The organism is Blastocatellia bacterium (genome assembly GCA_016713405.1).
Taxonomy (GTDB): Bacteria; Acidobacteriota; Blastocatellia; order Chloracidobacteriales; family JADJPF01; genus JADJPF01.
Window position 1 is genome coordinate 54,339 of record JADJPF010000027.1, and the last position, 23,354, is coordinate 77,692.

A 23,354-nucleotide genomic window follows, 5' to 3' on the forward strand; every position below is an offset into this window, starting at 1 on the left:
TTATTTTGCTGGTAATTTATGCAGAGCATTTTGTCCTTGGCGTGAAAAGTCTATGGACTCGGCTAAAATTCTTGCTGCTTCTTGTGGAGAATTTTCAGCCTCAACAAAATCTAATCTAAATTGTGCTTTACGTTGAAAATCCCGTGCAATGGCTAGCTCTTCTACAGTTCTGCCAAGGCTTTGAGCCATCTTTATATCATTAATTAAATCTACAAGAGCATCCATAGCAATATTACGCATTTTATAAGTACGCTCTTGAATTAGCTCTACACGCTCTTTTAACTCTGCTTCGGGCCATTTATGGCAAGTTTGACAAGAGGTATTAATATTAAGAAGTGGGCTACGAACGTGATGATCAGTAATTTTCATTGCACCTTCGCGTTTATAGGGCATATGGCAATCAGCACAAGAAACGCCAGCACGGGCATGAATGCCTTGATTCCACAATTCAAACTCTGGATGTTGAGCTTTTAATGTTTCTGCTCCAGATTCAGCATGTGTCCAATCCTTAAATTTGATTTCATCATAATAAGCCATTATGTCTTCAACTTTTAAGCCCTTTGACCAAGGATAAGTTAAGCGTTTTTCTGGCCCTTTGAAATGATACTCAACATGACATTGACCACAAACAAATGAGCGCATTTCTTGACGAGAAGCCATTTTATTAACATCATAGTCAGCAATTCCTTGAGAAAGCTTTAAGGCTCGCATTCCTTCAATAAAAGCAGGGCGAGTTACTCTTAACTGCATTGTGCTGCTGTCATGACAATCTATACAGGCAACAGGATGTTTTACCAGTTTACGGCCTTCTACAAAAGACATTTGGTTAAGCTGCTCAAAACCTTTAGTAATATCACCGCTACCTAATTTTTTATAAAGTGCGTAAGTCGAAGAATGACAGTTTAAGCAAGTACCAGGTTGTTTAACAACTGCTTGTCTTTCTGTATAGGTTTGGTCTTCTAGCATATAAGCGTGTCCGCGTTCTTCTCGAAAATCCACAGAAAAGGCATAACCAGCCCAGATAGTTTTTAAGCGGGGATCTTCTTCTAGGCGAGATTGTGCCACAATAGAGCGAGGATCTACTTTTGTTGGTGTACGATGTAGGGCTTCACTACCTCCAAACCGAGTACGTACTTGATCCACTGTTCTAATATAGCCATCATATTGCAGAGGGAAATTTTTTCCCCAAATAGCAGGATCGTCTATATCATCATTAAGCTCTGTGACAAGCTGGAAAGGTTTTTTAGCTTCTTGTTTATGTTCTAAAATGTTTATAAGTAATGCTGTGCTACCAATAGCTACAACAGCCGCAACTATGGCTAAAATATATAGCTTACGTCTTTTAGTAAGAAAAGTAGATGAGCTTTCAGACATTTATCTATTGCCTCCAAAAATTTAGTGCATATGCCCAACAGAAGAATGACAGCGCAAACAGGAAAGACGGTCTTTTTCTGAACTACCTAAAATGGTTTCTACCATTTCTTTATGGCATTTTTGACAAGCTCTTTCTGTAATGTCTCGGTTATAAGCTTTAATTTGTATAGGTTCATGAAAAACACCTGTAGTAAAAGCAAATGAATGCCAAAAACCATTAGAAGCTTTTGAAACATATTTACCTAAAAAACTATCAGGAGTATGGCAATCATTACAAGTTGCTACTGAATGATGACTAGATTTAAGCCAACCATCATATTGCTCATTCATAATATGACAATTAGCACAAGCTGCTGGGTCATTAAGCAAATATGATGCACCTTTGGCATAAACAAAGGTATAAAGGCTAACACCTATAGCGATGCCAATAAATATACTAGCAATAATTGCAATAATTCGAGACTTCATCTTTTGTTGGAATATCCTAATTTTTTATGATTATCTTGCTAATAAACCATATTAGCAATAATTATGCCAGTAGATTATTATAGGTTTAGTGGGGAAAATTTACCACTAATGTAAAACACTGTTAGTAAAGAGTGAGGAAAATTTTTTAATAGTATTATTTGTTAATCCGCATAGCGGATTCTGATAATAGCCAAGTCCTTTAGGGCTTGGCGGGGTTATTTTGGCTAGCAGATTCTTGTTCTAGTTTAACAGCAACACGAAAATCTGACACCTTAGATTTATAATTTAAAGGGACTCTTTTTGGTGAGAGAGGGATAACTTTCCAAGTGTAAAGTTCACCTGTTTCTAGGCGTTCTATCTCTTCATAAGAAAGTGTGTAAAAGGAATTGTTAGTAAAACGTTCAACAATAGGTTTACCATCTTTTTCTACTACTAAAAGAAAGCCTAGATTTTCCATATCTACATCCCATTGAAACTCAGGTTGTTCTTTAAAAAGTACTCCTTGATCATTTGGCTGTAAGATTTTTACAGCTAAAGCGGTTTGTTTATGTGCGATTGGGAAAGAGACTAAAGTAATAACCATTATGCCAATAAGAATAATTATATCTCTAGTCTTAAGATGGTTTGATAGGTTTGAAACGCTTTCTATACTTTTTGCTTTAATTCTATTAACTCGGCTTAATGGTCTAGTACAGCGTTGGCATTTAACTTGTTTTATATCATTAAGTTGTTTACAAGCAGGACAAGCAACTTTATTAGTAGATAAATTATCATCGGGACTACTTAAAATCACTTCTGAATCATCTTTAACTTTAGCTTTAGTGGGCAAAGATTTTATGTCACCAGAAGAATTAACAGGTTTATTAGATGTACTTAATGTAGGTTTGGGTTTGGGTTTGGGTTGCAGTTCTGCTAGTTTGGCAGTAATTTCTGAATTATCAGCGACTTTATCCAGGGCTTGTTTGAGTAACTCAATTGCTTCAGATTTTGAGTTTTCAGCTAGAATATTAGCTAACTTTAAGTAATAGACATAGTTTTCAGGAAAATTTTTTATAGCTTCATTAAGAGCATCAATAGCACTAATGCGATCACCTCGTTCTAAAGATTCTTCAGCTTCAATAAAGCTCATTTCTGCTAAGGTTTCTTTAAGTCTACCTGTTTGGGATTTTAAGTTTTTTCTTCTTTCAGAAAAGGAAAGTTTTGGTTGTGTTTCTGATTCTTCTAAATTATTTGTTTTAATTTGAGTTGGCACTAGTTGAGGGGTGTTTATAGGCTTAGGTTTTTCAGGAAATTTTATAAGTTTTTTTGCTGGCTCTTGAGGAAAGTCAAGCATTGTTTCATTTAAGTTATAGTTAAAATCAAGCTGTGTTTCATTAAAATCAGGATAAGAATCTTCTAATTGCTTTAACTTATTATTAAGTAACTGATCATCAGGGAAAAATCTTAGCGCGGTATTAAGAATATTAATTGCATCTGTTTTAGAAGTTTCAGCTAAAACTTCAACAAGTTGTAAGTAATAAGTAGAGTTTTCAGGGCAATGTTTTATAGCTTCATTAAGAGCCTTAATAGCACTAGAACGATCACTGCGCTCTAGTGCTTCTTTGGCTTCAATAAAGCTCATTTCTGCCAATGTTTCTTTTAATTTAGCAGTTTGACCTTTTGGTAAATTTTCTTCTTTAGAAAAAAGTTTGCTCACTTACTACCTACCTATTTAGTATATTCTTCTTACTTGGGTTTGAGGTACAAAACTAAAAACTTTTGCAAAGTTATTAGATAATTGGCGGTCAAAATGAACACCGCTATTTTGATTTGCTGAGCCATTACCTTTTCTATGGAATTTATCTACAAAGATTGCTCCATAAAATGCAGGGCTACCATTATTAATAAAAGTAGCATTAGGGGCAAAGAGTAGCCCGCTTATTTCTGGATTACCACTTCCAGCCAAATCTCTTTCACCTGTAGCAATATAAAAGACTTTTACTCCAGCAGCATTTTCTGATTGGTTAAATTTAGCGTTTCCACCAAAAGAGAAATTGGTAATAACATAAAAATGTACAGGATTTTGCACATTTGAATTAACAATTATGTCTTTTCCATTAGTGTTCAAGCTATCAACAAAAATATTTAATGTACCTATACCATTGCGATTAGTAAGATTGTCAATGGTAAGATTGGCCTTGCCACCATTTCCCGTTAAATTTTTTACCCAAAAAGAATAATCTCCAGTAGCACTAGCTGGGAGTTGTATTTTTTGATTGGTATTACCACCAAGATCAATATCACGAGCGCAAGCAGTACAAGTAGTTAAGGTTGTTGGAGCAGTGGGACAAGTAGGAGAGCAAGCAGCAGGTGTAGACATAGCTGTATAGGTTGGGGCTGTAGCTGCGCCTTTGTTAGCAGGAGCATTTCCAGCAGTAAATGGAGGTAGAGAAAATGCTGGAATAGGTGGGGGATCTGGGCAGAAATTAATACCACAAGCTACACCAGGTTGACCACATCCAAAGTTAAGAGATGGGGGGGCTGGAATATCAAACTGGCCTCCGGGAAGTGTTTGACCACCACGAATAAAATCTTGATCAGGATTGGTGTTTGGAGTACTACTAAATACACCTATTGCTGTTGTCCCATTTTGATTTGTACCACCAAAAGGGCCGTCTCCAGAGTCATAACTATCTACATCAGTTCCAGAATTAAATTGGAATTTATTAGCACAAATTGCATGGCTGAGTTCTGGTTTAGTGAGGGTTTCAATTATTGCTACATTTTCTGCGCTTGCCAAAATAGCATTTGGGTTAGTTGAATTTGTAGGGTAATTTGCCCAGGTGCCAACAGAGGTAATTTTCCATCTTTCTACTCTTTGAGATTGTCCTGTGAAACCAGAAATTAATTTAGTAGAAAGTAGTGTTGCAGTTACTGAATAACGACCTCTTAAAGCTCCTGAAGTAGTGGTAGTTGCAGTGCTAGTAAAATCATTAGTTTGACTTAGGTAATCCCGAAAATCTGTAAGCATATTTACTTGACTTCCATTAAGCGGGCCACCTGTTTTGGTAATAATAGGAAATGTTGCTACAGGGTTGCTAATATCAGAAGTAGTTAAAATTACTATATTGCCATTACCCATTCTATTAGGATAAAGAGCATCCCCTTGACCTGAAGTTCCTGTTGGAATTTTGTCAGTTGTAGCAATTGCTGACCAATCAGGAGGGCTAGAAGGACTAGGTTGTAGTCCTGCTTGGGTGTAACGATGAATAAACCAATCCAAAGTGCGTTGAATACCCGCTTCTGCTACATAAAAAGCTTGTGTATTGTCTCTATAACTTGCACTAGAAGTAGTTTGAACAATTGTCGTGTAATGAGCAGAAATAATTAAAATAGTTAATACAAGCAAAATTAAAGAGACAATTGCTAGTGCTGCACCAGTTTGTTTTTTGATTTTTTTAAGATGTTTTTTTAATTTCTTTCCTATGAGTTTTGCAGTCTTCATATTCATAATTATTTTGCTCCTAAATTACTGAAAAATAAGTAATTAAAATATATAGGATAGTAAAATTTATGGTAAAGCTTGTGACATACCATTAAAATTTGTTGCTGTAAAGTTTGTTATAACTCGATTCCACCAAGGCCAATTATTAGTATTCCAACCTGTACAAGGAGGATACCCTGTACCTGTTCCAGTACCATTACAAGGTGGTGTCATTGCTCTTAATGGTTGTTCTCCTCCATTAGCAAAAATTAATGCTGCTGCGGCTGTTGCGCGAGGAACTATTTCTAAAGTGCTAGTTATTTCATTAAATGTAATTGCTCCGGTACGTCTTTCTGGAACATTACTTCTTACTCTTATGGAAATTACAACTGATACTGGGATAGGAATAGTTGTACTATAGTAATTAATAGTAAATTGTGTACCAGGCAAAACACTATCAAGTAGGACTGTAGCAGGTGCTTTATTTGGTGCATTTGGGTTAAGTGCTGCATTATCTGGATCATTTGGATTAAGTGGAGTTAATGATCGGTAAATTCTGCTGGTAGCCGCATCATAAGTGTATTCAACATATTGAAGTCTACCATTACTTAAAATATCACCAATAAACCCAATTCTATTAACATTTTTACTTGTTGCTGTAAGTGGTAAATTACCACTAGTAAGAGGTGGAGGATTAAGAATCCCAAACATTATTGGTAATGCTGGGGAGGTTACAGGGGTAGCAGCAGGGTGATTTTTTGCTCCATTATTAGTGACGGAAATTGTACAAGGATTAGTACAATTATTAGGTAAAGATGCTACTTGAAGGGTTTGAGAATTATTTGAGCCTTCAGGTAGTCCTAAAATTAACCGACGACCAGGATAAAGACCTCTTACAGCAAATCCACTGGTTGTATTGCTTAGAGATAAATTATTAAAAGTAGATGGATAGGCAGTTGCAGTTACATTAGTAGCATTTTGTAGTGTTGTAGTTGTAGGGTTAGCCGAATTAGTGTTAAGAATATCTGGGCTTGTTCCAGCTTGTTCAAGTTCTAAAGACATTAGTTGTAATGCTCGTTTAACATCAGAATCTCTTTGAGCAATACTAGTTTCTCTACGTAAAGATTTTACTGTATTAGTAAATGCACTAATAATAACAGCAGAAACTATTAAAAGGATTGCTAAAGTTATTAGCAATTCAATTAAAGAGAAGCCTTTATTATTTTTCTTTTTCTTTAGCATAGTTGTTCCTACTTAACCAATTCTAGATCTATAAGCTGATATTGTTACTGAGGGTAAATTATTTCTTAAAGTTGGACTAAGAGCGGTGACTGTCACCGTAATTTTCTTTAATACAGGTGATGGTGTACAAGCTGTTGATGTTGGTGTGCAACGGTCTGTTGCACCTGCGCAACCATCGCAAATTTGCCATTGACGTATAAAATAAGTTGTGTTTGGCGGTGTTGTTATTGAAGTACCTGCTGTTGGAGGTGTATAGGGGCTTACGGCTGTTCCATCATAGCGGAAAAACTCTACATAGCCTGAAACCGGAGCCGTATTTGTTGCAGCAAAAGGATTAGAATTAGGGCTATTAGGTATTATTCCACCTCTATTAAGAGTCGTGCTTGTCCAAATAATTTCTGGTCTTAGTAATTGATCCAGTTTTTGTTGTGCTAAAGATGTAGCTAAAGCAATATCTCGGTTACGTTGGTTAGAATTAATAGTAATAACTATTAATTGTAGTAGTCCAAGGATGCCAATAAAGAAAACCAACAAGGCCACAGATAATTCTAGTAAAGTAAAAGCACGGGAATCTTTTAGTCTTAAACGCATAAAAACTCCTGAATAATAAACTATCTACCAGAACCTGAAATAGGTATCCATTGGTTTGAAAAACCACGATCATATGACCAAACTTGTATCCTACCCAAAATATTAAGTGTTACGGCGTATGAGCTTCTACCATCATTAATATAAATAGCATTTGCTGCTCTAGGTGCTGAAGGTGGGGCAACGCTATTAGTAGCAACCGGAAAACCTTGGCTATTAAAACGTATTTCGCCTTCTTGAATATTAGAATTGCAAGCTTGGCCTGCTTGTACTGGTTTTGAAGGACTACAAGGAGGTTGATCAACAGGAATGGCTGTAATTGTTGGGGTAAGCGAATCTACGCCAAAACGTACACGGTTACTTAATGGTATTGCAACACTGCTAACTTCTGGGGCCGCTACCCAAGCAGGAGTGGTAAGGCTAGTATCATAATATTCTGCAACTAAACAATTACAATTAACTCCATTAATTATAGGATTAAAACGAATTCTATATTGTGTTCCACGACTACTAGGATCTGTAGCACTTATAACAACACGTTTTTGTGTTATGGCAGCACTTCTTAATTGTTCTAGTCTAGTAGCAATATTTATTGCTTCACTTTGTACAATATTGCGTCGTGCTATAGAGCGATAACCATTAGCTACAATCAAGGTAAGAGCCAAAACAAGTAAAACTACAACTAAAAGCTCTACAAGACTAAGACCTTTATTTTGCTTTAATTTGTTAAAGATAATAGAGTTTTTCATATTGCTTAATAGCTTACTTAGAATAAATCTATAAATTAAGAATAAATCCAGGTAATTTTAATTATAATATAGTTAACCTACTTAAGATGATAGTTAGTGAATTATTGATTATGGATTATATTGCTGTACTTAAACCTAGTTACAAACCTAGTGAAAATGATAGCAAAGGGATGTATATTTTACATAGTTAAAAGATAGTTAAAATCGGCAAGAATTTGTTAGGATCTTAACAAAATTTTAACGCTTAGTGATCTTTTTTGAAGAAGTTATGGAAATTATAAGCCAACTAATCTAATTAAAATGTTAATTTTTTATTAAGATATTAACTATTAAAAGGATTTACAGTAAAATTGCCTATAAGTAATTTTTTCCAACTAGCATTAGCGACCAAGTAATTTATTAATAGTAGGGGTTAAATCGTTAACTAAATTGGCTTGAGGGTCAATTCCAACACGGCAACGACCAACCATACGGCCATTTTGATCTAGTACAAAGATAGTAGGAAGAGTATTTCCGCCGATTTTTTGAAAAATATTTCCTTCTAGATCTCGTAAAACGGTTAAATGTGGGTAGTTTTTGGCAAATTTTTCTAACTCTTCGCCTGAAGCAAAAGCAGACGATTTTTGACGACTGCTATTAGTACTAACCCAAATTACTGCAACTTGCTCATTAGTAAATTTAGTAGCAAGTTTTTCTAATTGTGGTAATTCAAATTGTGTAAGAGGTATGCCTTTGGCACTAAAAGAAATTATTACTACTTGGCCTTGATATTGGGTAAGACTAACATTACTCCCGTTTAAGGCTTGAAAAGTTAAAGTATTATTAATAGTTTGCCCATAGATAAATTGACAAATGGACAAGCATAATAATATAAATAGTAATATTTTCCATAATTTAATAAACATAGTGTTTTTGGGATGAATAGTAAAAAAGAAAAGATGTACAAATTATATGCTTAACTATATTTAACTTTAAGATTAAGCTATAGTGTTACTGTAAAATCCTTATATGTGTCAAAAATTTTTTAAGTAAATCAAAAACTTTTGTAATAATAGGTTTTTTCTTAGTCTAAATACCGCTATTATAGCCAAATTTGTAATAGATTAAATTAGTAGTGACGGACTTTAATTTGGTATGAAAATACTTGTTACTGGTGGAGCAGGCTTTCTTGGTAGTAACTTTATTCGTATGTTATTACTAAATTATCCTGAACATAAAGTTATTAACCTGGATAAACTTACTTATGCAGGTAATTCTGAGAATTTAGCTGATGTAGCAAATAAGCCTAATTATAAGTTTTATTTAGGAGATATTTGTCAACCTGATCATGTAGAACAAGTATTAAATGGAGTAGAAGCAATAGTTCATTTTGCTGCTGAAACGCATGTTGACCGAAGTATTTTAGATGCTGCCCCTTTTGTGGTGACAAATATTTTTGGGACACAACTGCTATTAGATTTTGCAAGAGAAGCAAAAGTTTCTCGCTTTATTTATATTTCAACTTATCAAGTAGGTGGAAATTTACTACCAGGTATCTTTTTACGGGAAAATTCTCCTGTATCACCTAGTAATGCTTATGCAGCTAGCAAAGCTTCTGCGGAGCATTTAGTATATGCTTCCTACAATATTCATCAATTTCCTGCACTAACAGTTAGGTTATCTAATTGTTATGGGCCCTATCAATTTCCAGAAAAATTAATTCCTTTAATTATTGCTAATGCTTTGGAGTTTAAGCCATTGCCGGTTTATGGTGATGGGCTTAATATTCGTGACTGGATTTATGTTGAAGATGCTTGTCAAGCTATTTATCAAATTTTACTTAAGGGTAAAGTTGGGCAGACTTATAATGTTGGTGCAAATTGTGAGAAAACCAATTTAGAAACCATTCGCCGAATCTTAAAAATGCTAGATCGCCCAGAAAAACTTATTACTTTTATTAATGATCGTCCAGGGCATGACCGACGCTATGCTTTAGATATAGGAAAATTACAACGTGAATTAACCTGGCATACCCAAGTAGACTTTGAAGAAGGACTACGTAAAACAATAGATTGGTATTTAAGAAATATTGAATGGTTGGCAGATACTCGTTCTACTTCAGCTTATCGAGAATATTACGATACTGTTTATAGTAGCCGTTTTGCTGTTAACCCAGCAAAAACAGATTTTTAAATAAAGTTACTTTTAACCTAAATCAGAATCTAGCCATTTATTTACTTTTAATAATAAATGCTGTAAAGAAAATGGCTTAGTTATATAGTCTTCTATACCTAAGCTATAACCTCTTGAAATATTGGCTTCCTGGCCCAAAGTTGTAAACATTATTATAGGGATATCTTTGGTTTTATCTATTTCCTTAAGCTTTCTTGCTACATCAAAGCCATTTATTACAGGTAACATCACATCTAATAAAATAAGATCTGGGGAATATGAGGAAGCTCTGTTTAACCCTTTTTTACCATCATGTTCTAGCATAACTTGATAAGCTCTGGTTTGGAACATTACTTTTAGTGTATTTGCTAGTGTAACATCATCATCAATGATCAAAATTTTCTTACTAGCTTTGTTTTCTTTAGTAACAAAGCTAGATTCTAAGCTAATTGCTTTTTGTAACGGCTCTTCGGTTTGCGAAATAGAGATAGATTTTCTATTTTTTTCCAATAATGCTTTAATTGTAGGAATTAACACATCAGGATTTACAGGCTTAGTTAAATAGCTATCTCCCCCAGAACTTATAGCTTCAAATTTTATTTCTACTTGACGTTGAGTAGTTAAAAATAATATAGGAATATTTCTATATTCTTTACTGCTACGTAGATAACGAGCCAAATCATAGCCTGTCGCATTAGGAAGAAAAATATCAAGAATTATTAAGTCAGGAAGAAATTCTTTTAGGTCTGTATCAAAATTATTTGGGTTATCACATATTCTTATTTGATAATTAGCTGACCTTAAAACTAAGCTAAGAAACAATGCTTGATTAACATCGTCTTCTACATAAAGAATCTTACTTGATGTGTTTTCTGGGTTTAAAAATTGTTTTGTTAAAGCAATAACTTCATCAAAATTTGTTGGCTTTTCAAAATAAGCTGTTGCCTTAGATTTTATTACTTCTAACTTATCTAAAAAGTCATTATTAACATTAATAATAATTGTTTTTGTATTACTGCCTAAAGGTAGTTTATAAACGAACTCTACTAGTTCGCTACTTTTGCTATTAGGTAGTTGAGCATCAATAATTAAAATTTTTGGTAATGTGTTTGTTAATGTTTCTTTAGCTTTAGCAAATGAGTCAAGTTGATAAATTGATGAATCCACTAGTAAATTACTTTCTCTAATTTTTTGATTATATTCTTTATCTTCACTAATAATTAATAAATTTATATTAGAGTTTACTAAATTATTATTGAACGCTATATTAATATTATTAATTTTACCATTAATTTCATCATATTTATTAGAGTCTATTAAATCTACTTTTAGCTTATTACATATAATTTTCATTCTTTCTAGTTGTTTTATATTTAGTTTGCAGTTATCTTTCAAGCTTTCTTGGCAAAAACTTTCTGCTTCTGCTGATAGTAAACTTATATCAGCAAAACCATAAGTACGCCCAGAACCAGTTAAAGCATGAAAATTGTAATGCAGTTGTGTAGTTAATTTGTTAGCTGTAAGACTATCTAAACTATTTGTTAATAAAGTGTTTAGGTAGTTATCTATATTTTCTAAACGCTCCAAAGCACTTATAACAAACTCTTTTTTTAGCTCATTAAAAAGATTATCCCAAGATTCCATAAATTTTACTGTTAATAATATTAAGCTATATTATTAAATAAATTAAAAATATATTGTAGAAGTTTTAATCATCAACTAAAAAAAATCTATCACTTTTTCCAAAAATTATTAATTAAATTTTGCTTACAGTTGCATTAAAGTTTTATTAAGAATATTGTTTGAAAGTTAGTCTAGTGTTAACTTCCTAGAGTTATAACTTGATTAAATAATTTTGTTGGACTTATGAACAAAAATTTTTTTGCCACTATACTTATTTTAATATTTACATTAAGCCTTAATGTTTTTGCTCAAGATCAAAAACTTAATCTTGATAACTTATTTTCTCAAGCTAGACAACTTGCTTTTGATGGTAAACGCAGCGAAACAATTAATTTATGCCAGCAAATCCTTAACTCTAACCCTAATTATCATGACGCAAGAATCTTGCTAGGACGTGTTTATTCTTGGGAAAGTAACTATTTTGATTCTCGTAAAGAACTAAAACTTGTCTTAGACCTAAAAGCAGATTATGAAGATGCTCGAAATGCTTTAATTGATGTAGAACTTTGGTCTGATAACCCAACAATAGCATTAAGCTATTGTGATGAAGGTTTAGCAATTAACCCTAATAGTGCTACTTTATATTCCAAAAAAGCCAGAGCCTTAAAAGCATTAAATAGAATAGATGAAGCTAAAACTGCTATTAATGAGTCACTAAAATTAGACAATACTAGTACAGACGCAATTTTACTATCTGAGGAGCTAAAAAATTTATCCTTAAAAACACTCTACAAGTAGAATTTTCTAGCGATGTATTTGATAAAACTTTTGACCCTTGGCAAAACGGCCTCTATTAGCTTAAATCACACTAGAAAAAATTTTCTATCATTAATAGAATTAATTATTCACATAGATTTAATAGATCTGCTGTGCAATATGAAATTGATGCTTATCCAAAAATTAAAGATGGTACATATGCTTATCTAAACGTCGGGCTGTCTACATCCAATATTTTTCCTAAAGTTCGTACAGGGGCAGAAATTTATCATAATTTTTCTAAAGGTGTAGAAGCCTCTATTGGCTTTCGCTATTTGCGTTTTAGCTCAGATGTATTTATTTATACTGGATCTATTAGCAAATACTATAAAAATTATTTAATTAGCTTTCGACCATTTTTTACGCCTGGCGATATAGGAACATCTAGTTCAGCTTCTATTTTACTAAGACGCTATTTTGATGACTCTAATAGTTTTGTTAGTTTTTCTTTTGGTACAGGATCAGCACCTAATGAGCAATTTACTTCTGAAGAATTATTTAGGCTTTCATCCCATAGAGTAGGTGTAGACTTTCAAAAAGCATTAAATAAAACAACTACAACTATTATGACATTTGGTTTTGATAGACAAGAAATTACACCAAATAATTTTCGTCAACGTTATACTTTTAGCATAGGAATACAAAAGAAATTTTAATTCTAAATTTTATGTTAATTTTACAAATAACAAATATTATTTCACAACAAGATACAATTAAAATTACATACTATTTAGTTAGTTTTTTTATTATTTCTACTTTACTTTTTTTAATAATATTAATTTTGCATAAAATCTATGTGGAAACACAAATTAGACGAAAAAGGAATTATAAAAAAATATTTATTGAATTAATTAATAATTATCTTGTTGATCAAAATCACAAAGTAGTTATTGATAATAATTCGCTTGCTTATACAACATTTATAGAAGTTTCTATTGACCTATGTTTAACAATTTCTGGTGATTCTCAAACATATATTAAAGACTTAAATAGAAAACTAGGCGTTATTGATTTTTATAAAAAACAAGTTAACTCAAACATTTGGCTAAAAAGATTTCAAGCAATTGAAAAATTAGGATTTCTAAAACTTACTGAAGAAAAAAATATTTTTTAGCTCTACTAGAAAAAGAAGAAAAACTAGCTGTTAAACAAAAACTTTTATGGGCTTTGAGCTTAATTGCAGACGAAGAAATTTTATTTGCTATAACAAAAGTTTTAAGCACATTAGAAACATCTTCAGCAAAATTTAACGAGTATCTATACTCAAATATAATTCAAGAGTTTTGTTCTAAAGAAATTGAAGATAGATTTGTTTCGTTTCTAAATAAAATTAAAACAGATGAAAATATTCCACAAATATTAAAACGAGATATTATTGAGGCTTGTGGCTCAACTACCCTTTATAAAAGTGCAAAACAAATAATAGAGTATTGTTTTATTTATCAGCAAAATCCAAATATAAAAATTTCCTGTATTAGAGCATTAGGTAAACTTGCAAATACTCAGGGAGAAAAATTAATAAAAGTAGCGTTGTCTGATATTGATTGGCGAGTACGTGCTGTTGCAGCACAATCAGCCCAATTTTGTTCCACAGCAATTATCCCTGATTTACAAAAATTACTTGCAGACAAAGAATATTACGTCAGACTTAATGCTTGCAGGACTCTAAGTAAATTAGGCTCAGAAGCTAAAGAAATACTTAGCCAAGAACTTAACTCAGAAAATAAACTTGTGCGCGATATGGCACGTTTTGCATTAAATCAATAAATCATTATGTTGGAATATTTAGGATTAGCGTTACTAGTTTTTCAAGTTATAGTTTTTCTATATTTTATTCTAGTAAATAGCATTTATACGCTTTTTAATTTTATTTCTTTAGTTGCACTATTTCGACAATCTTATGTGGTTAGTAGTCAAGGTCTTACTAATATTCTTTCCAATAATTTTTATAAACCGCTTTCAATTATTGCTCCAGCCTACAATGAGGAAGAAACCATTGTGGCAAGCCTAAAATCTTTATTATCTTTATATTATCCAGAATATGAAGTAATTGTAGTTAATGATGGTTCAAAGGATAAAACCCTGGAAAAATTAATTTCAGAGTTTAAGCTGATTGTTGCAAATAAACCTGTTGACTTAATAAATGAGCATAAACCAATAAAAAATATTTATCTTTCCTATGATTACCCTAATTTAATTGTGGTTGATAAAGAAAATGGTGGTAAAGCTGATGCTCTTAATGCGGGAATAAATGTTTCTAATTATCCTATTTTTTGTTGTATTGATGCAGATTCATTGCTGGAAAATGAAGCACTTCTTAGAGCCGCACGACTTTTTGTAGAGCAACGAGAGGTAATTGCTACAGGTGGAATAATTAGAGTAATGAACGGCTGTAAAATTGAAAATGGCGTTGTAACAGAACTAAAAACCCCTAAAGGTTTGATTGAAGCTCTTCAAGCCGTAGAATACACTAGAGGGTTTCTTTCTGGCCGAACTGGTTGGAATGCTTTTGGCAGTTTATTGATAATTTCTGGAGCTTTTGGACTGTTTAGAAAAGATATTGTGCAAGCTGTCAAAGGCTACCGTCATACAGTTGGCGAAGATATGGATTTAGTAGTAAGAATGCACAAATATTGCATAGATAATGATATTAAGTACAAAGTTGTTTTTGTTCCCGATCCAATATGTTTTACTCAAGCTCCTTCAGATCTTAAATCCTTACTCTTGCAACGTAACCGTTGGCAACGTGGTCTTATAGATACACTTTTATTTAATAAAAAAATGATTGCTAACCCCAAATATGGAGCAGTTGGATTATTAGGATTTACCTACTTTACATTTGTTGAAGCCCTGGGTCCAATTATTGAAATTCTTGGCTATGTTGGTTTTGCAATATTTTATATACTAGGTTATCTAGATAAAGAAATAGCTATCCTTTTTTTAACAATATCTATTTTATGGGGAATGTGGATAAATATTAGTTCTATTATCTTAGATAATATTTTGTTTAGACGTTATCACTCATTAAAAGATATTTTGTTATTATGTTTTTACTCTTTAGTAGAAATGTTTGGCTATAGACAAATCATTACTTTTGAAAGACTTATAGGCACTTTTCAATTTTGGAAAAAAGGCTGGGGTAAACCTAAACGCCAAACAATAAAAGCTTTAGAGAATTAAAATAATCTATAATCTTTTTCTAAATCTACTATAAAAATTTATGGAAAATACTGCTCAATGGTCGTTTATTAAACGCCTAAGTTTTCGCTTTATATTTTTGTACCTGGTTTTCAATTGTCTGCCTTTTCCTTTTGGCCCAATTCCTTTTACTGGACAAATTGCAGGTCAATATATTTATTTTTGGAGTCTGATAACTCCTTGGGTAGGACGCAATTTTTTAGGATATGAAAATGTTAATACCATTTTTACTTATAGTGGAGATACTATTCATGATTATATCCGCTTAGGTTGTATGTTGGTATTAAGCATCTTTCTTACATTAATATGGTCTGTTATTGATTACAAACGCAGTAATTACGAAAGATTAGACCAATGGTTAAGGGTTTATGTCCGCTTTTTTCTAGCAGAAAGAATGATAGCTTATGGTGCAATAAAGGTTATTAAGTGCCAATTTCCTGATCTTTCTCTTCATAGACTTGTACAGCCTTTTGGAGAAGCCTCTCCTATGGGGCTAGTTTGGGCATTTATGGGTTATTCCGAACCCTACAATATTTTTACTGGTGCCGCTGAAATGCTTGGAGGAATACTCCTAGTTACACCTGCACTAACAACATTAGGATCATTAGTTTGTATAGGTGTATTAAGCAATATTGTTATGCTTAATTTTGGCTATGATGTGCCTGTAAAAATTTCTTCTTCCCACTTTATGATGATGGCAATTTTCTTACTTTTTCCAGACTTAAAACGCCTAGCAAATATATTTATCCTAAATCGCAGTGTTCAAGCCATTGAGTTTAAGCCACTTTTTACCAAAGAATTGTTTAACAGTGTTGCAAGAATATCACGAGCAGTTTTTATGATTTTTCTACTTAGCCAAAATTTACTTTATGCTTATCAAAGACGGCTAACCGAAGAGCTTTCTCTTCCTCCTCCATTGTATGGAATTTGGGAAACAAACGAATTTATTGCTAATAAAGAAATTTTGCCCCCATTAACAACAGATAATGTTAGATGGAGGCGGATTATATTTGATAAATTTAATAAGTGTACAATTTTCTTAATGGATGATACAAAATTACCTTTGCTTCATATTGCTAACACAGATAATAGTACAGTTATTTTAGGAGACAGCTACACTCCAAAAGAAATTATCACACTTTCTTTTCAACAATTAGAAACAGGCCAACTAGTATTAGAAGGCCCGTTTAGGGGTAAACAAATTAAAGTAACTTTAACTAGAATTGATGAGAATAAATTTACAGTTAAAAGTCGCGGTTTTAATTGGATTAATCCATATCCTTTTAACCCATACTAAATTTATTTTTCATAACCAAACCAACTACATAGTGTTGGTAAAATAAATAGAGTAAGTAAAGTTGATGTGGTAAGTCCACCAATTACAACAGTTGCAAGTGGACGTTGAACTTCTGCACCAGCAGATGTAGCTAATGCCATAGGAATAAAACCTAGGCTAGCAACTAAAGCTGTCATTAAAACAGGTCGAAACCGACTTTCAGCACCTTGTTTTATAGCTTGCTCTATAGGTATACCTTCTTTTTTTAGAGCATTTATTGCGCTCATCATCACTAGCCCATTTAGTACAGCAACCCCAAAAAGAGCAATAAATCCAACCCCAGCCGAAATAGAAAAAGGCATATCTCTAAGGGCTAAGGCTAATATGCCACCTACAGCAGCAAATGGAATACCTGTATAAATCAGTAATGCTTGTCTAGTTGAACCAAATGTTGTAAAAAGCATTACAAAAATTAGTAACATTGCTATAGGCACAACTAAAAGTAATTTTTGTGTAGCCCGTTCTAAATTTTCAAACTGACCTCCCCAAGTTAAATAATAACCTGCTGGTAGTTGAAGTTCTTTATCCATCAAAGTTTGAGCCTCTTTTACAAAACTTCCAATATCCCGGCCTCGAACATTTAATTCAACTACAATTCTACGGTGTGCATCTTCTCTGGATATTTGTAGCGGGCTTTCTACTAAAACAACACTTGCTAATTGTGATAAAGGGATTTTTGCCCCGTTGGGCATAGGCACAAGCAAAGTTTTAATTGTTTCTAAGCTCTTGCTACTTTCTTGAGACATTTTTACAACCAAGTCAAACTTTTGTTCACCTTCAAAAACTTGACCTGCAAGTTTACCAGCTACTAGAGATTCTACTAATATGTTTATATCAGAAACATTAATTCCATAACGGGCAATAATTTCCCTATTTGCTTTTATTTGCAGTTGTGGAAGTCCTGTAACTTGCTCTACTTTTACATCAGTAGCACCAGCAACTTTACTTATTATTTGAGCAATTTCTGCTCCTTTTTTATTAAGTATTTCTAAATCTTCTCCAAAAAGCTTAATTGCAACATCAGACTTTACACCTGAAATAAGCTCAGAAACTCTTAATTCTATGGGCTGAGAAAAGCTAATTGCTGCTGTAGGAACTTTTGTTTCTAAAACTTCAGACATTTTTGCAATTAATTCTTCTCGGTTTTTGGTAGTCGTCCATTGACTAGCAGGTTTTAGCCCAACATAAATATCACTTGTTTCAATTCCCATTGGATCGTTGGCGATTTCTGGCCGACCTGTTTTAGAAACTACTGCGGTAACTTCTGGAAACTGCTGTAAAGCTTTTTCAATATCTGTTGTTGTGCTAACAGCTTGGCTTATTGAAACACTTGGAAGCTTTTGTGCTTGGACGGCCAAAGCTCCTTCATCAAGTCTTGGAATAAATTCTGAGCCAAGTAGCGGAAATATACTTAAACTAATTACTATTAAAGATATAGAAATAGCTAAAGCTTGATGTTGGGCATTCATTACAAATTCTAAGCTAGTTTTATAAAACTTTTTACCATAATGAATTATAAAGCTTTCTTTTTCAGACACTTTGCCACGTAGCACAATTGTCAATGCAGCAGGAATAAATGTAAATGAAAGCAACATTGCTCCAGCTAAAGCAAATATTACTGTCATTGCCATTGGCTTAAACATTTTTCCTTCTATCCCAGCTAAACTAAGTATTGGTAGGTAAACTATGGCTATGATTAATTCGCCAAAAAGCGTTGCTTTACGAACTTCTGAAGCTGAACTGCAAATTGTAGCTTGTAACTCTTCTTTAGTAAGACTTCGACCAAGTAAATGTTGACGTTCAGCCGTTCGACGAATGGTATTTTCTACCATAATTACTGCACCATCTACTATTAAACCAAAGTCTAAAGCTCCTAAACTCATTAAGTTACCAGAAACCTTAAATCTTTCCATAAAAATTGCTGCTATTAGCATTGACAGTGGAATTACGGTTGCGACAAGCAATGCACCTCGCCAATTTCCTAGCAGCAAAATTAAAATTATTATTACAATTGCTGCACCTTCTACTAAATTTATGGTTATTGTTGAAATAGTTCGGTTTACAAGTTCTGTGCGGTCATAAAAAGGCACAAGCTCTACACCTTTTGGAAGCGACTTTTTGACCTGTTCAACACGTTCTTTTACTCGGTCAACTACCGAACGAGAATTTTCACCTTGAAGCATCATCACAATTCCAGCAACAATTTCACCTTTTCCATCTGCTGTAACTGCACCTTGACGCACATTTGACCCAATGGACACATCTGCTAAATCACGAACATAAACCGGAACACCTTCTGAGGCAGTTTTAATTACAATATTTTCAATATCTTCTATTGACTCAATTAATCCTATTCCCCTAAGTAAATATTGTTCAGCAGCATGTTCAATATAGGCACCTCCAACATTTTCATTATTTTTAGTTAAAGCTTCTAAAACATCCCTTAAAGTTAAGTTGTAAGCTTGCAGTTTTACAGGGTTTAGCCTAACTTCATATTGTTTTTCTAACCCTCCAAAACTATTAACTTCAGCCACCCCAGGAACGCTAATTAATTGTCTACGGACAATCCAATCCTGAATAGTACGTAGTGCAATAGGGTCATAGCCTTCGCCTTTTAGCTCATATTGATAAATTTCTCCTAAACCTGTAGAAATTGGCCCTAGTTCAGGCAGCCCAATTGACTGTGGGATTTGCTCTTTAGCCTCTGCTAGCCGTTCAAGAATTAATTGACGAGCAAAATAAATGTCTACAGAGTCCTTAAAAACAACGGTTATTGCCGACAAACCAAATTTTGAAACTGAGCGAACTTCTTCAACATTTGGAAGACCTGAAACAGCTATTTCTATTGGAAAAGTTATTTGTCTCTCTACTTCAAGTGGTGCTAAAGACGGCGCAGAAGTAAGAATTTGCACTTGAACATTAGTCACATCTGGAACTGCATCTATAGGTAGTTTTTGAAGGCTATAAACACCCATTCCTATTAGCAGCAAAACTAGTAGAAAGACCAGTAATCTTTGAGAAACAGAGAATTGAATTATTTTGTCTATCATTAGTGATGATGATCCTCCCCAAGTTTGCTTTTTAAGAGTTGAGTTTTAAGAGCAAAACTTCCTTGGCTAACAAGTTTTTCCCCTTTTTCTAAACCGCTTGTTACTTGTCGATAGCCATTGCTAAGTTCGCTACCTAATTCAATTTCTCTTATCTCAAAATGTCCTGGATTATCATTTTTAGGGATAAAAACTATTGTTCGTTGCTCTATTTGCTGAATAGCTTCTGATGAAATAGCAATAGTTTTACTGGCATTTGCAGTTGCTATTAAGAAATTAGCTTCAACAAACATACCAGGATTAAGCTTATTTTTAGGGTTGGAAAGTTCAATTCTAACTTTTGCAGTCCGAGTTTCTTCATTTAACCTTGGGTCAATATAAGTAACTTTGCCAGTAAGTTTTTCTTCACCCAAAATTGCAGCTTTAATTTCAGCCTTTGAACCTATTTCTATTTGGCTAAGTTGTGATTCTGGAACATTTGCAATTACCCAAACATTACTTAAATCAGCAATAGTAAAAAGCGGCTTGCCCGTTTCTATTCCTGCACCAGCGTTGATTATTCGCTCAACAATTGTGCCTGAAATGGGTGCGCGTAAAGGTATTAAAGATGTGTCAGTTTTATGATCTACATGCTCTTCGTCTGATATTGGAACGCCATAAGCCCTCATTTCATCACGAATATGTGATAGTTCTACTTCAGCCGTTTCTATATCAGCTTTTGCTTCAGCTATTTCACGATTAAGAGCTATATTGCTTTGGAACTCATACTCAGCCTTGGCTGTTTGATGGGTAGTTTCAGCAGCAATTAAGTCTTTTTCTGAGCTTGCTTGTAGTTCTACTAATCTTTGAACTCGTTTTAATGATTTTTCAGCTTCATTTAATTTAGCTTTTGCTGTTAAAACGGCTACACGGTTTTCAGCTTTTTCAATTCTTTGCAAATTTCGTTGTGCTAAAGCAAGTTTAGTTTCTGCTTCGTGCATTTTGCCGTGTATTTGGGCAATTTGTGGGCTAGCTATTACAGCTAATACTGAGCCAGCTTTTACATAATCGCCTAACACTACATTTACCTTTTCAATACGTCCTGAAACTAAAGCACTAGCTTGTTGTAATTGCATTTCATTGGCTTCAACAGTTGCTGTTACTTTTAGAGATGTAGTCATTTCTTGTTCAGTAACTTCTGTTATTTCAATATTTGCAGCCGTCAAAGTTTCTGCATTTAGCTCTAATTCTGTTAGCTTTTCTTCATGCTCATCATGATGATCTCCATGTTCATCTGCATGGCCTTCAGTATGGTTTTCTGATGAGTTGCTAGCTGAAATAGAAGGCTTTTTATATGTCCAAATTGCTAGCACAATACCTAATGTAACTACTACAATTACTATTAATGTAATTAGTCCACGAATAGTTAATTTATTTGGTGTTGTTTCTTGTTTTTGGCTCATTTAGATCTACCTCCTATTGCAGTATTTAACTCAGCTAATGCCTTGTAACGTTCTGTAAGTAGTTCTGTATATTCACGCTCTGAATCAACTAGGCGGCGTTGTTCTGAAATTAAATCTGTAACTTTTAGCTCACCTAAATTATAAACTTCCTTAAAGATACGTAAGTTATTAGCTGACTGGGCAATAACACCTTGTTCAAAACTGTTAACAGCAAGTTGTGAAGATTGGTAACGAGCATAAGCAGCAGTAACTTCTGCTTTAATAAGATGTTCTAAAAATTCTCTTCGCTGTTTGGCTTGGGTAATGGAAATTTTAGCGTCTACTTGATTGCCTTGGTTACGGTTAAATATTGGTAGGGTTATTGATACACCAAAAGTTAATAAATCATCTTTATCTTTAAGTATTCCAACAGGAGTTTCATCAAATCCAGAATTTTCCCTTGAGTATCTTGTAGAAAGAACTAAATCTGGCACAACTTGGGATTTTGCTAATTGAAGCCCTGTTTGTGCTGCTTGTTCAAGCAGTTGAGCCGTTTTTAAGTCTGGTCGGGTTTGTAAAGCTAAGGCTAGAGCCTCATTTAAGGAATATTTAGGTTGAATATTTTGAGAACTAAAAAAATTTTCTTTTAACTCTAAGGGTTGGTCAAAAGCAATGCCTACAACACTTTTAAGACGTAGCATTGCTGCTTGAAGCCTACCTTCCGCCAAATGACGGCGCGACTTTAGCCTTTCTAGCTCAACTTTTAATAAATTAAGCTCAAGTGGTGCAGAATCGCCTTCCTTTATCCTGACTTCAACAACCTTTACAGTTTGAGAGTCTAAGTTATTAAGTTTATCTATGATTTCAAGTTCACGTTTTGCTGCAAGTGCTTCGCTATAAACAACATAAATTTCATTAGCTAGCCGTCTTTCTCTATCAACAACAGTGTTTTCAGCAATAGCAATTTCTATTTGTGCTAAATCTATTCTTTTCTGACGTTTAGCACCAAGTTCTAAGGGAAGTGAAAAGCCTACAAAAGCTTTTTCCTCATTGATTGAGTTAGTAAGTTTTCCAGTTGTATATTCAAAATCAAGTGATGGATTAGGTCTAAGACCTGCTTGTTTTAACCTAGCACGAGCTTTTTCTATTTCCAGCCTAAAAGCAACAAGCTCTAAATTGCTTTCTAACGCTTTTTCTATCAACTCATTAGCGGTAATTAGATTATCTTTAGATTGCGCAAAACTACTTGCTCCACTAAAGGCTAGCACTACTAGCCAACAGGCAGCAAAGTAGCTCAAAAAGCGGACAATACGAGCTACCATAATTCTCCTTAAGTTATAAAACAATAATTAAAGTTAATGTTGATTAAGTATTATTAATAGAGGTTAAATAGCTCGTGGGGGACGGTAAGTTTTGCGTGGAGGTGACTCAGGTAAATAAATTTTATTTGGTGCTTGCAAGGGTAAAACAGTTTCGGTTTTACCCAAATAAAGTCTGTTTGTTAAAACCCAATGCGCACAGCAGCAAAAACAACAATCTTTATCAGTGTTACAAGGCGTTTGTTTATCTTCTGTGTGTTTTTGTTCAAGAGCAGTTGATATAAATAGTTGATTTTTTACAATTTGTGAGATTTCTATAGAAGAATTTTCATTTACTTCTGATATACAATTATCTGCAAATGGAAGTTCTTCACAACAATATCCAAATAAAACAATATCTAAAAAAGTAAATATTACAAAAAAAAGAGCTAGTGCCTTATACAAGACATTTTCTTTAAGTAATTTTTTAAGTAAGTGTTTTTGTTTAGACATAAGCTGATTGATATTAGCAAAAGTTTATTTTCTAAGCAATTTGCTAGCCACTTATCAAAAGTCTTCG

The 23,354-nt window shown here is 33.5% G+C and carries 20 protein-coding genes; 7 read left to right on the top strand and 13 right to left on the bottom strand.

What is annotated here, in order from left to right; genetic code table 11:
- The 8 genes from IPK14_25935 to IPK14_25970 all read right to left on the bottom strand — a co-directional run bounded on the left by IPK14_25935 (position 1) and on the right by IPK14_25970 (position 8,744).
- Positions 1-1,374, bottom strand: a complete 1,374-nt coding sequence (locus tag IPK14_25935; protein ID MBK7996683.1) for an ammonia-forming cytochrome c nitrite reductase subunit c552 — start codon at positions 1,372-1,374, stop codon at positions 1-3.
- Positions 1,375-1,395: 21 nt separating this feature from the next.
- Positions 1,396-1,842, bottom strand: coding sequence for a cytochrome c nitrite reductase small subunit (gene nrfH, locus IPK14_25940; protein ID MBK7996684.1), 447 nt, complete (start codon positions 1,840-1,842; stop codon positions 1,396-1,398).
- Between the two features lie 199 nt (positions 1,843-2,041).
- Positions 2,042-3,538, bottom strand: coding sequence for a tetratricopeptide repeat protein (locus IPK14_25945; GenBank protein ID MBK7996685.1), 1,497 nt, complete (start codon positions 3,536-3,538; stop codon positions 2,042-2,044).
- 15 nt (positions 3,539-3,553) lie between these two features.
- Positions 3,554-5,332 carry a hypothetical protein gene (locus IPK14_25950; protein ID MBK7996686.1) on the bottom strand — a complete coding sequence of 593 codons (1,779 nt, stop codon included), beginning with the start codon at positions 5,330-5,332 and terminating at the stop codon, positions 3,554-3,556.
- A gap of 60 nt (positions 5,333-5,392) precedes the next feature.
- Positions 5,393-6,547, bottom strand: a complete 1,155-nt coding sequence (locus IPK14_25955) for a prepilin-type N-terminal cleavage/methylation domain-containing protein (protein ID MBK7996687.1) — start codon at positions 6,545-6,547, stop codon at positions 5,393-5,395.
- Positions 6,548-6,559: 12 nt separating this feature from the next.
- Positions 6,560-7,138 (bottom strand): hypothetical protein, encoded by a 579-nt coding sequence (locus IPK14_25960; protein MBK7996688.1) that lies wholly within the window; start codon positions 7,136-7,138, stop codon positions 6,560-6,562.
- Between the two features lie 20 nt (positions 7,139-7,158).
- Complete coding sequence (locus tag IPK14_25965) at positions 7,159-7,884, bottom strand: hypothetical protein (GenBank protein ID MBK7996689.1); 726 nt, start codon at positions 7,882-7,884, stop codon at positions 7,159-7,161.
- 380 nt (positions 7,885-8,264) lie between these two features.
- Positions 8,265-8,744: a TlpA family protein disulfide reductase gene (locus tag IPK14_25970; protein MBK7996690.1), complete on the bottom strand. Its 480-nt coding sequence runs from the start codon at positions 8,742-8,744 to the stop codon at positions 8,265-8,267.
- Between the two features lie 274 nt (positions 8,745-9,018).
- Here IPK14_25970 and rfbB point away from each other — a divergent pair, with 274 nt between their 5' ends.
- Positions 9,019-10,056 (top strand): dTDP-glucose 4,6-dehydratase, encoded by a 1,038-nt coding sequence (gene rfbB / locus IPK14_25975; GenBank protein ID MBK7996691.1) that lies wholly within the window; start codon positions 9,019-9,021, stop codon positions 10,054-10,056.
- A 12-nt stretch (positions 10,057-10,068) separates the two neighbouring features.
- Here rfbB and IPK14_25980 read toward each other — a convergent pair whose 3' ends face one another.
- Entirely contained in the window at positions 10,069-11,679 is a 1,611-nt protein-coding gene (locus IPK14_25980) for a response regulator (GenBank protein ID MBK7996692.1), read from the bottom strand.
- Between the two features lie 222 nt (positions 11,680-11,901).
- On the opposite strand from IPK14_25980, the gene IPK14_25985 reads away from it, so the two are divergent.
- From IPK14_25985 to IPK14_26010, 6 genes are all read left to right on the top strand, one after another.
- A complete protein-coding gene (locus IPK14_25985; GenBank protein ID MBK7996693.1) occupies positions 11,902-12,456 on the top strand; it encodes a hypothetical protein in 555 nt (184 codons plus the stop codon).
- Between the two features lie 86 nt (positions 12,457-12,542).
- The gene (gene yaiO / locus IPK14_25990) at positions 12,543-13,130 is read left to right on the top strand and encodes a YaiO family outer membrane beta-barrel protein (protein MBK7996694.1); all 588 of its coding nucleotides are present in this window, start codon (positions 12,543-12,545) and stop codon (positions 13,128-13,130) included.
- A 140-nt stretch (positions 13,131-13,270) separates the two neighbouring features.
- The gene (locus tag IPK14_25995; GenBank protein MBK7996695.1) at positions 13,271-13,588 is read left to right on the top strand and encodes a hypothetical protein; all 318 of its coding nucleotides are present in this window, start codon (positions 13,271-13,273) and stop codon (positions 13,586-13,588) included.
- Between the two features lie 53 nt (positions 13,589-13,641).
- Entirely contained in the window at positions 13,642-14,241 is a 600-nt protein-coding gene (locus IPK14_26000) for a HEAT repeat domain-containing protein (protein MBK7996696.1), read from the top strand.
- 6 nt (positions 14,242-14,247) lie between these two features.
- Positions 14,248-15,654 carry a glycosyltransferase family 2 protein gene (locus IPK14_26005; GenBank protein MBK7996697.1) on the top strand — a complete coding sequence of 469 codons (1,407 nt, stop codon included), beginning with the start codon at positions 14,248-14,250 and terminating at the stop codon, positions 15,652-15,654.
- Between the two features lie 40 nt (positions 15,655-15,694).
- The gene (locus IPK14_26010; GenBank protein MBK7996698.1) at positions 15,695-16,969 is read left to right on the top strand and encodes a hypothetical protein; all 1,275 of its coding nucleotides are present in this window, start codon (positions 15,695-15,697) and stop codon (positions 16,967-16,969) included.
- Between the two features lie 2 nt (positions 16,970-16,971).
- Here IPK14_26010 and IPK14_26015 read toward each other — a convergent pair whose 3' ends face one another.
- The 4 genes from IPK14_26015 to IPK14_26030 form a co-directional block, all read right to left on the bottom strand.
- Positions 16,972-20,058 carry an efflux RND transporter permease subunit gene (locus IPK14_26015; GenBank protein ID MBK7996699.1) on the bottom strand — a complete coding sequence of 1,029 codons (3,087 nt, stop codon included), beginning with the start codon at positions 20,056-20,058 and terminating at the stop codon, positions 16,972-16,974.
- Positions 20,058-21,497: an efflux RND transporter periplasmic adaptor subunit gene (locus IPK14_26020; GenBank protein MBK7996700.1), complete on the bottom strand. Its 1,440-nt coding sequence runs from the start codon at positions 21,495-21,497 to the stop codon at positions 20,058-20,060. Before IPK14_26020 ends, IPK14_26015 begins: the two co-directional genes overlap by 1 nt.
- A complete protein-coding gene (locus tag IPK14_26025; protein ID MBK7996701.1) occupies positions 21,494-22,798 on the bottom strand; it encodes a TolC family protein in 1,305 nt (434 codons plus the stop codon). The genes IPK14_26020 and IPK14_26025 overlap by 4 nt, the downstream gene beginning before the upstream one ends.
- 63 nt (positions 22,799-22,861) lie before the next feature.
- Entirely contained in the window at positions 22,862-23,287 is a 426-nt protein-coding gene (locus IPK14_26030; GenBank protein MBK7996702.1) for a hypothetical protein, read from the bottom strand.
- Between the last annotated feature and the right edge of the window lie 67 nt (positions 23,288-23,354).

Bases quoted from the DNA above. Each gene is read 5' to 3' on its own strand.
- IPK14_25985 (MBK7996693.1), top strand. From the start codon at position 11,902: ATGAACAAAAATTTTTTTGCCACTATACTTATTTTAATATTTACATTA.
- IPK14_26025 (MBK7996701.1), bottom strand. From the start codon at position 22,798: ATGGTAGCTCGTATTGTCCGCTTTTTGAGCTACTTTGCTGCCTGTTGG.
- IPK14_25950 (MBK7996686.1), bottom strand. From the start codon at position 5,332: ATGAATATGAAGACTGCAAAACTCATAGGAAAGAAATTAAAAAAACAT.
- IPK14_25980 (MBK7996692.1), bottom strand. From the start codon at position 11,679: ATGGAATCTTGGGATAATCTTTTTAATGAGCTAAAAAAAGAGTTTGTT.
- nrfH (MBK7996684.1), bottom strand. From the start codon at position 1,842: ATGAAGTCTCGAATTATTGCAATTATTGCTAGTATATTTATTGGCATC.
- IPK14_26020 (MBK7996700.1), bottom strand. From the start codon at position 21,497: ATGAGCCAAAAACAAGAAACAACACCAAATAAATTAACTATTCGTGGA.
- IPK14_25960 (MBK7996688.1), bottom strand. From the start codon at position 7,138: ATGCGTTTAAGACTAAAAGATTCCCGTGCTTTTACTTTACTAGAATTA.
- IPK14_25935 (MBK7996683.1), bottom strand. From the start codon at position 1,374: ATGTCTGAAAGCTCATCTACTTTTCTTACTAAAAGACGTAAGCTATAT.
- rfbB (MBK7996691.1), top strand. From the start codon at position 9,019: ATGAAAATACTTGTTACTGGTGGAGCAGGCTTTCTTGGTAGTAACTTT.
- IPK14_25955 (MBK7996687.1), bottom strand. From the start codon at position 6,547: ATGCTAAAGAAAAAGAAAAATAATAAAGGCTTCTCTTTAATTGAATTG.
- IPK14_26010 (MBK7996698.1), top strand. From the start codon at position 15,695: ATGGAAAATACTGCTCAATGGTCGTTTATTAAACGCCTAAGTTTTCGC.
- IPK14_26015 (MBK7996699.1), bottom strand. From the start codon at position 20,058: ATGATAGACAAAATAATTCAATTCTCTGTTTCTCAAAGATTACTGGTC.
- IPK14_26005 (MBK7996697.1), top strand. From the start codon at position 14,248: ATGTTGGAATATTTAGGATTAGCGTTACTAGTTTTTCAAGTTATAGTT.
- IPK14_25965 (MBK7996689.1), bottom strand. From the start codon at position 7,884: ATGAAAAACTCTATTATCTTTAACAAATTAAAGCAAAATAAAGGTCTT.
- IPK14_26030 (MBK7996702.1), bottom strand. From the start codon at position 23,287: ATGTCTAAACAAAAACACTTACTTAAAAAATTACTTAAAGAAAATGTC.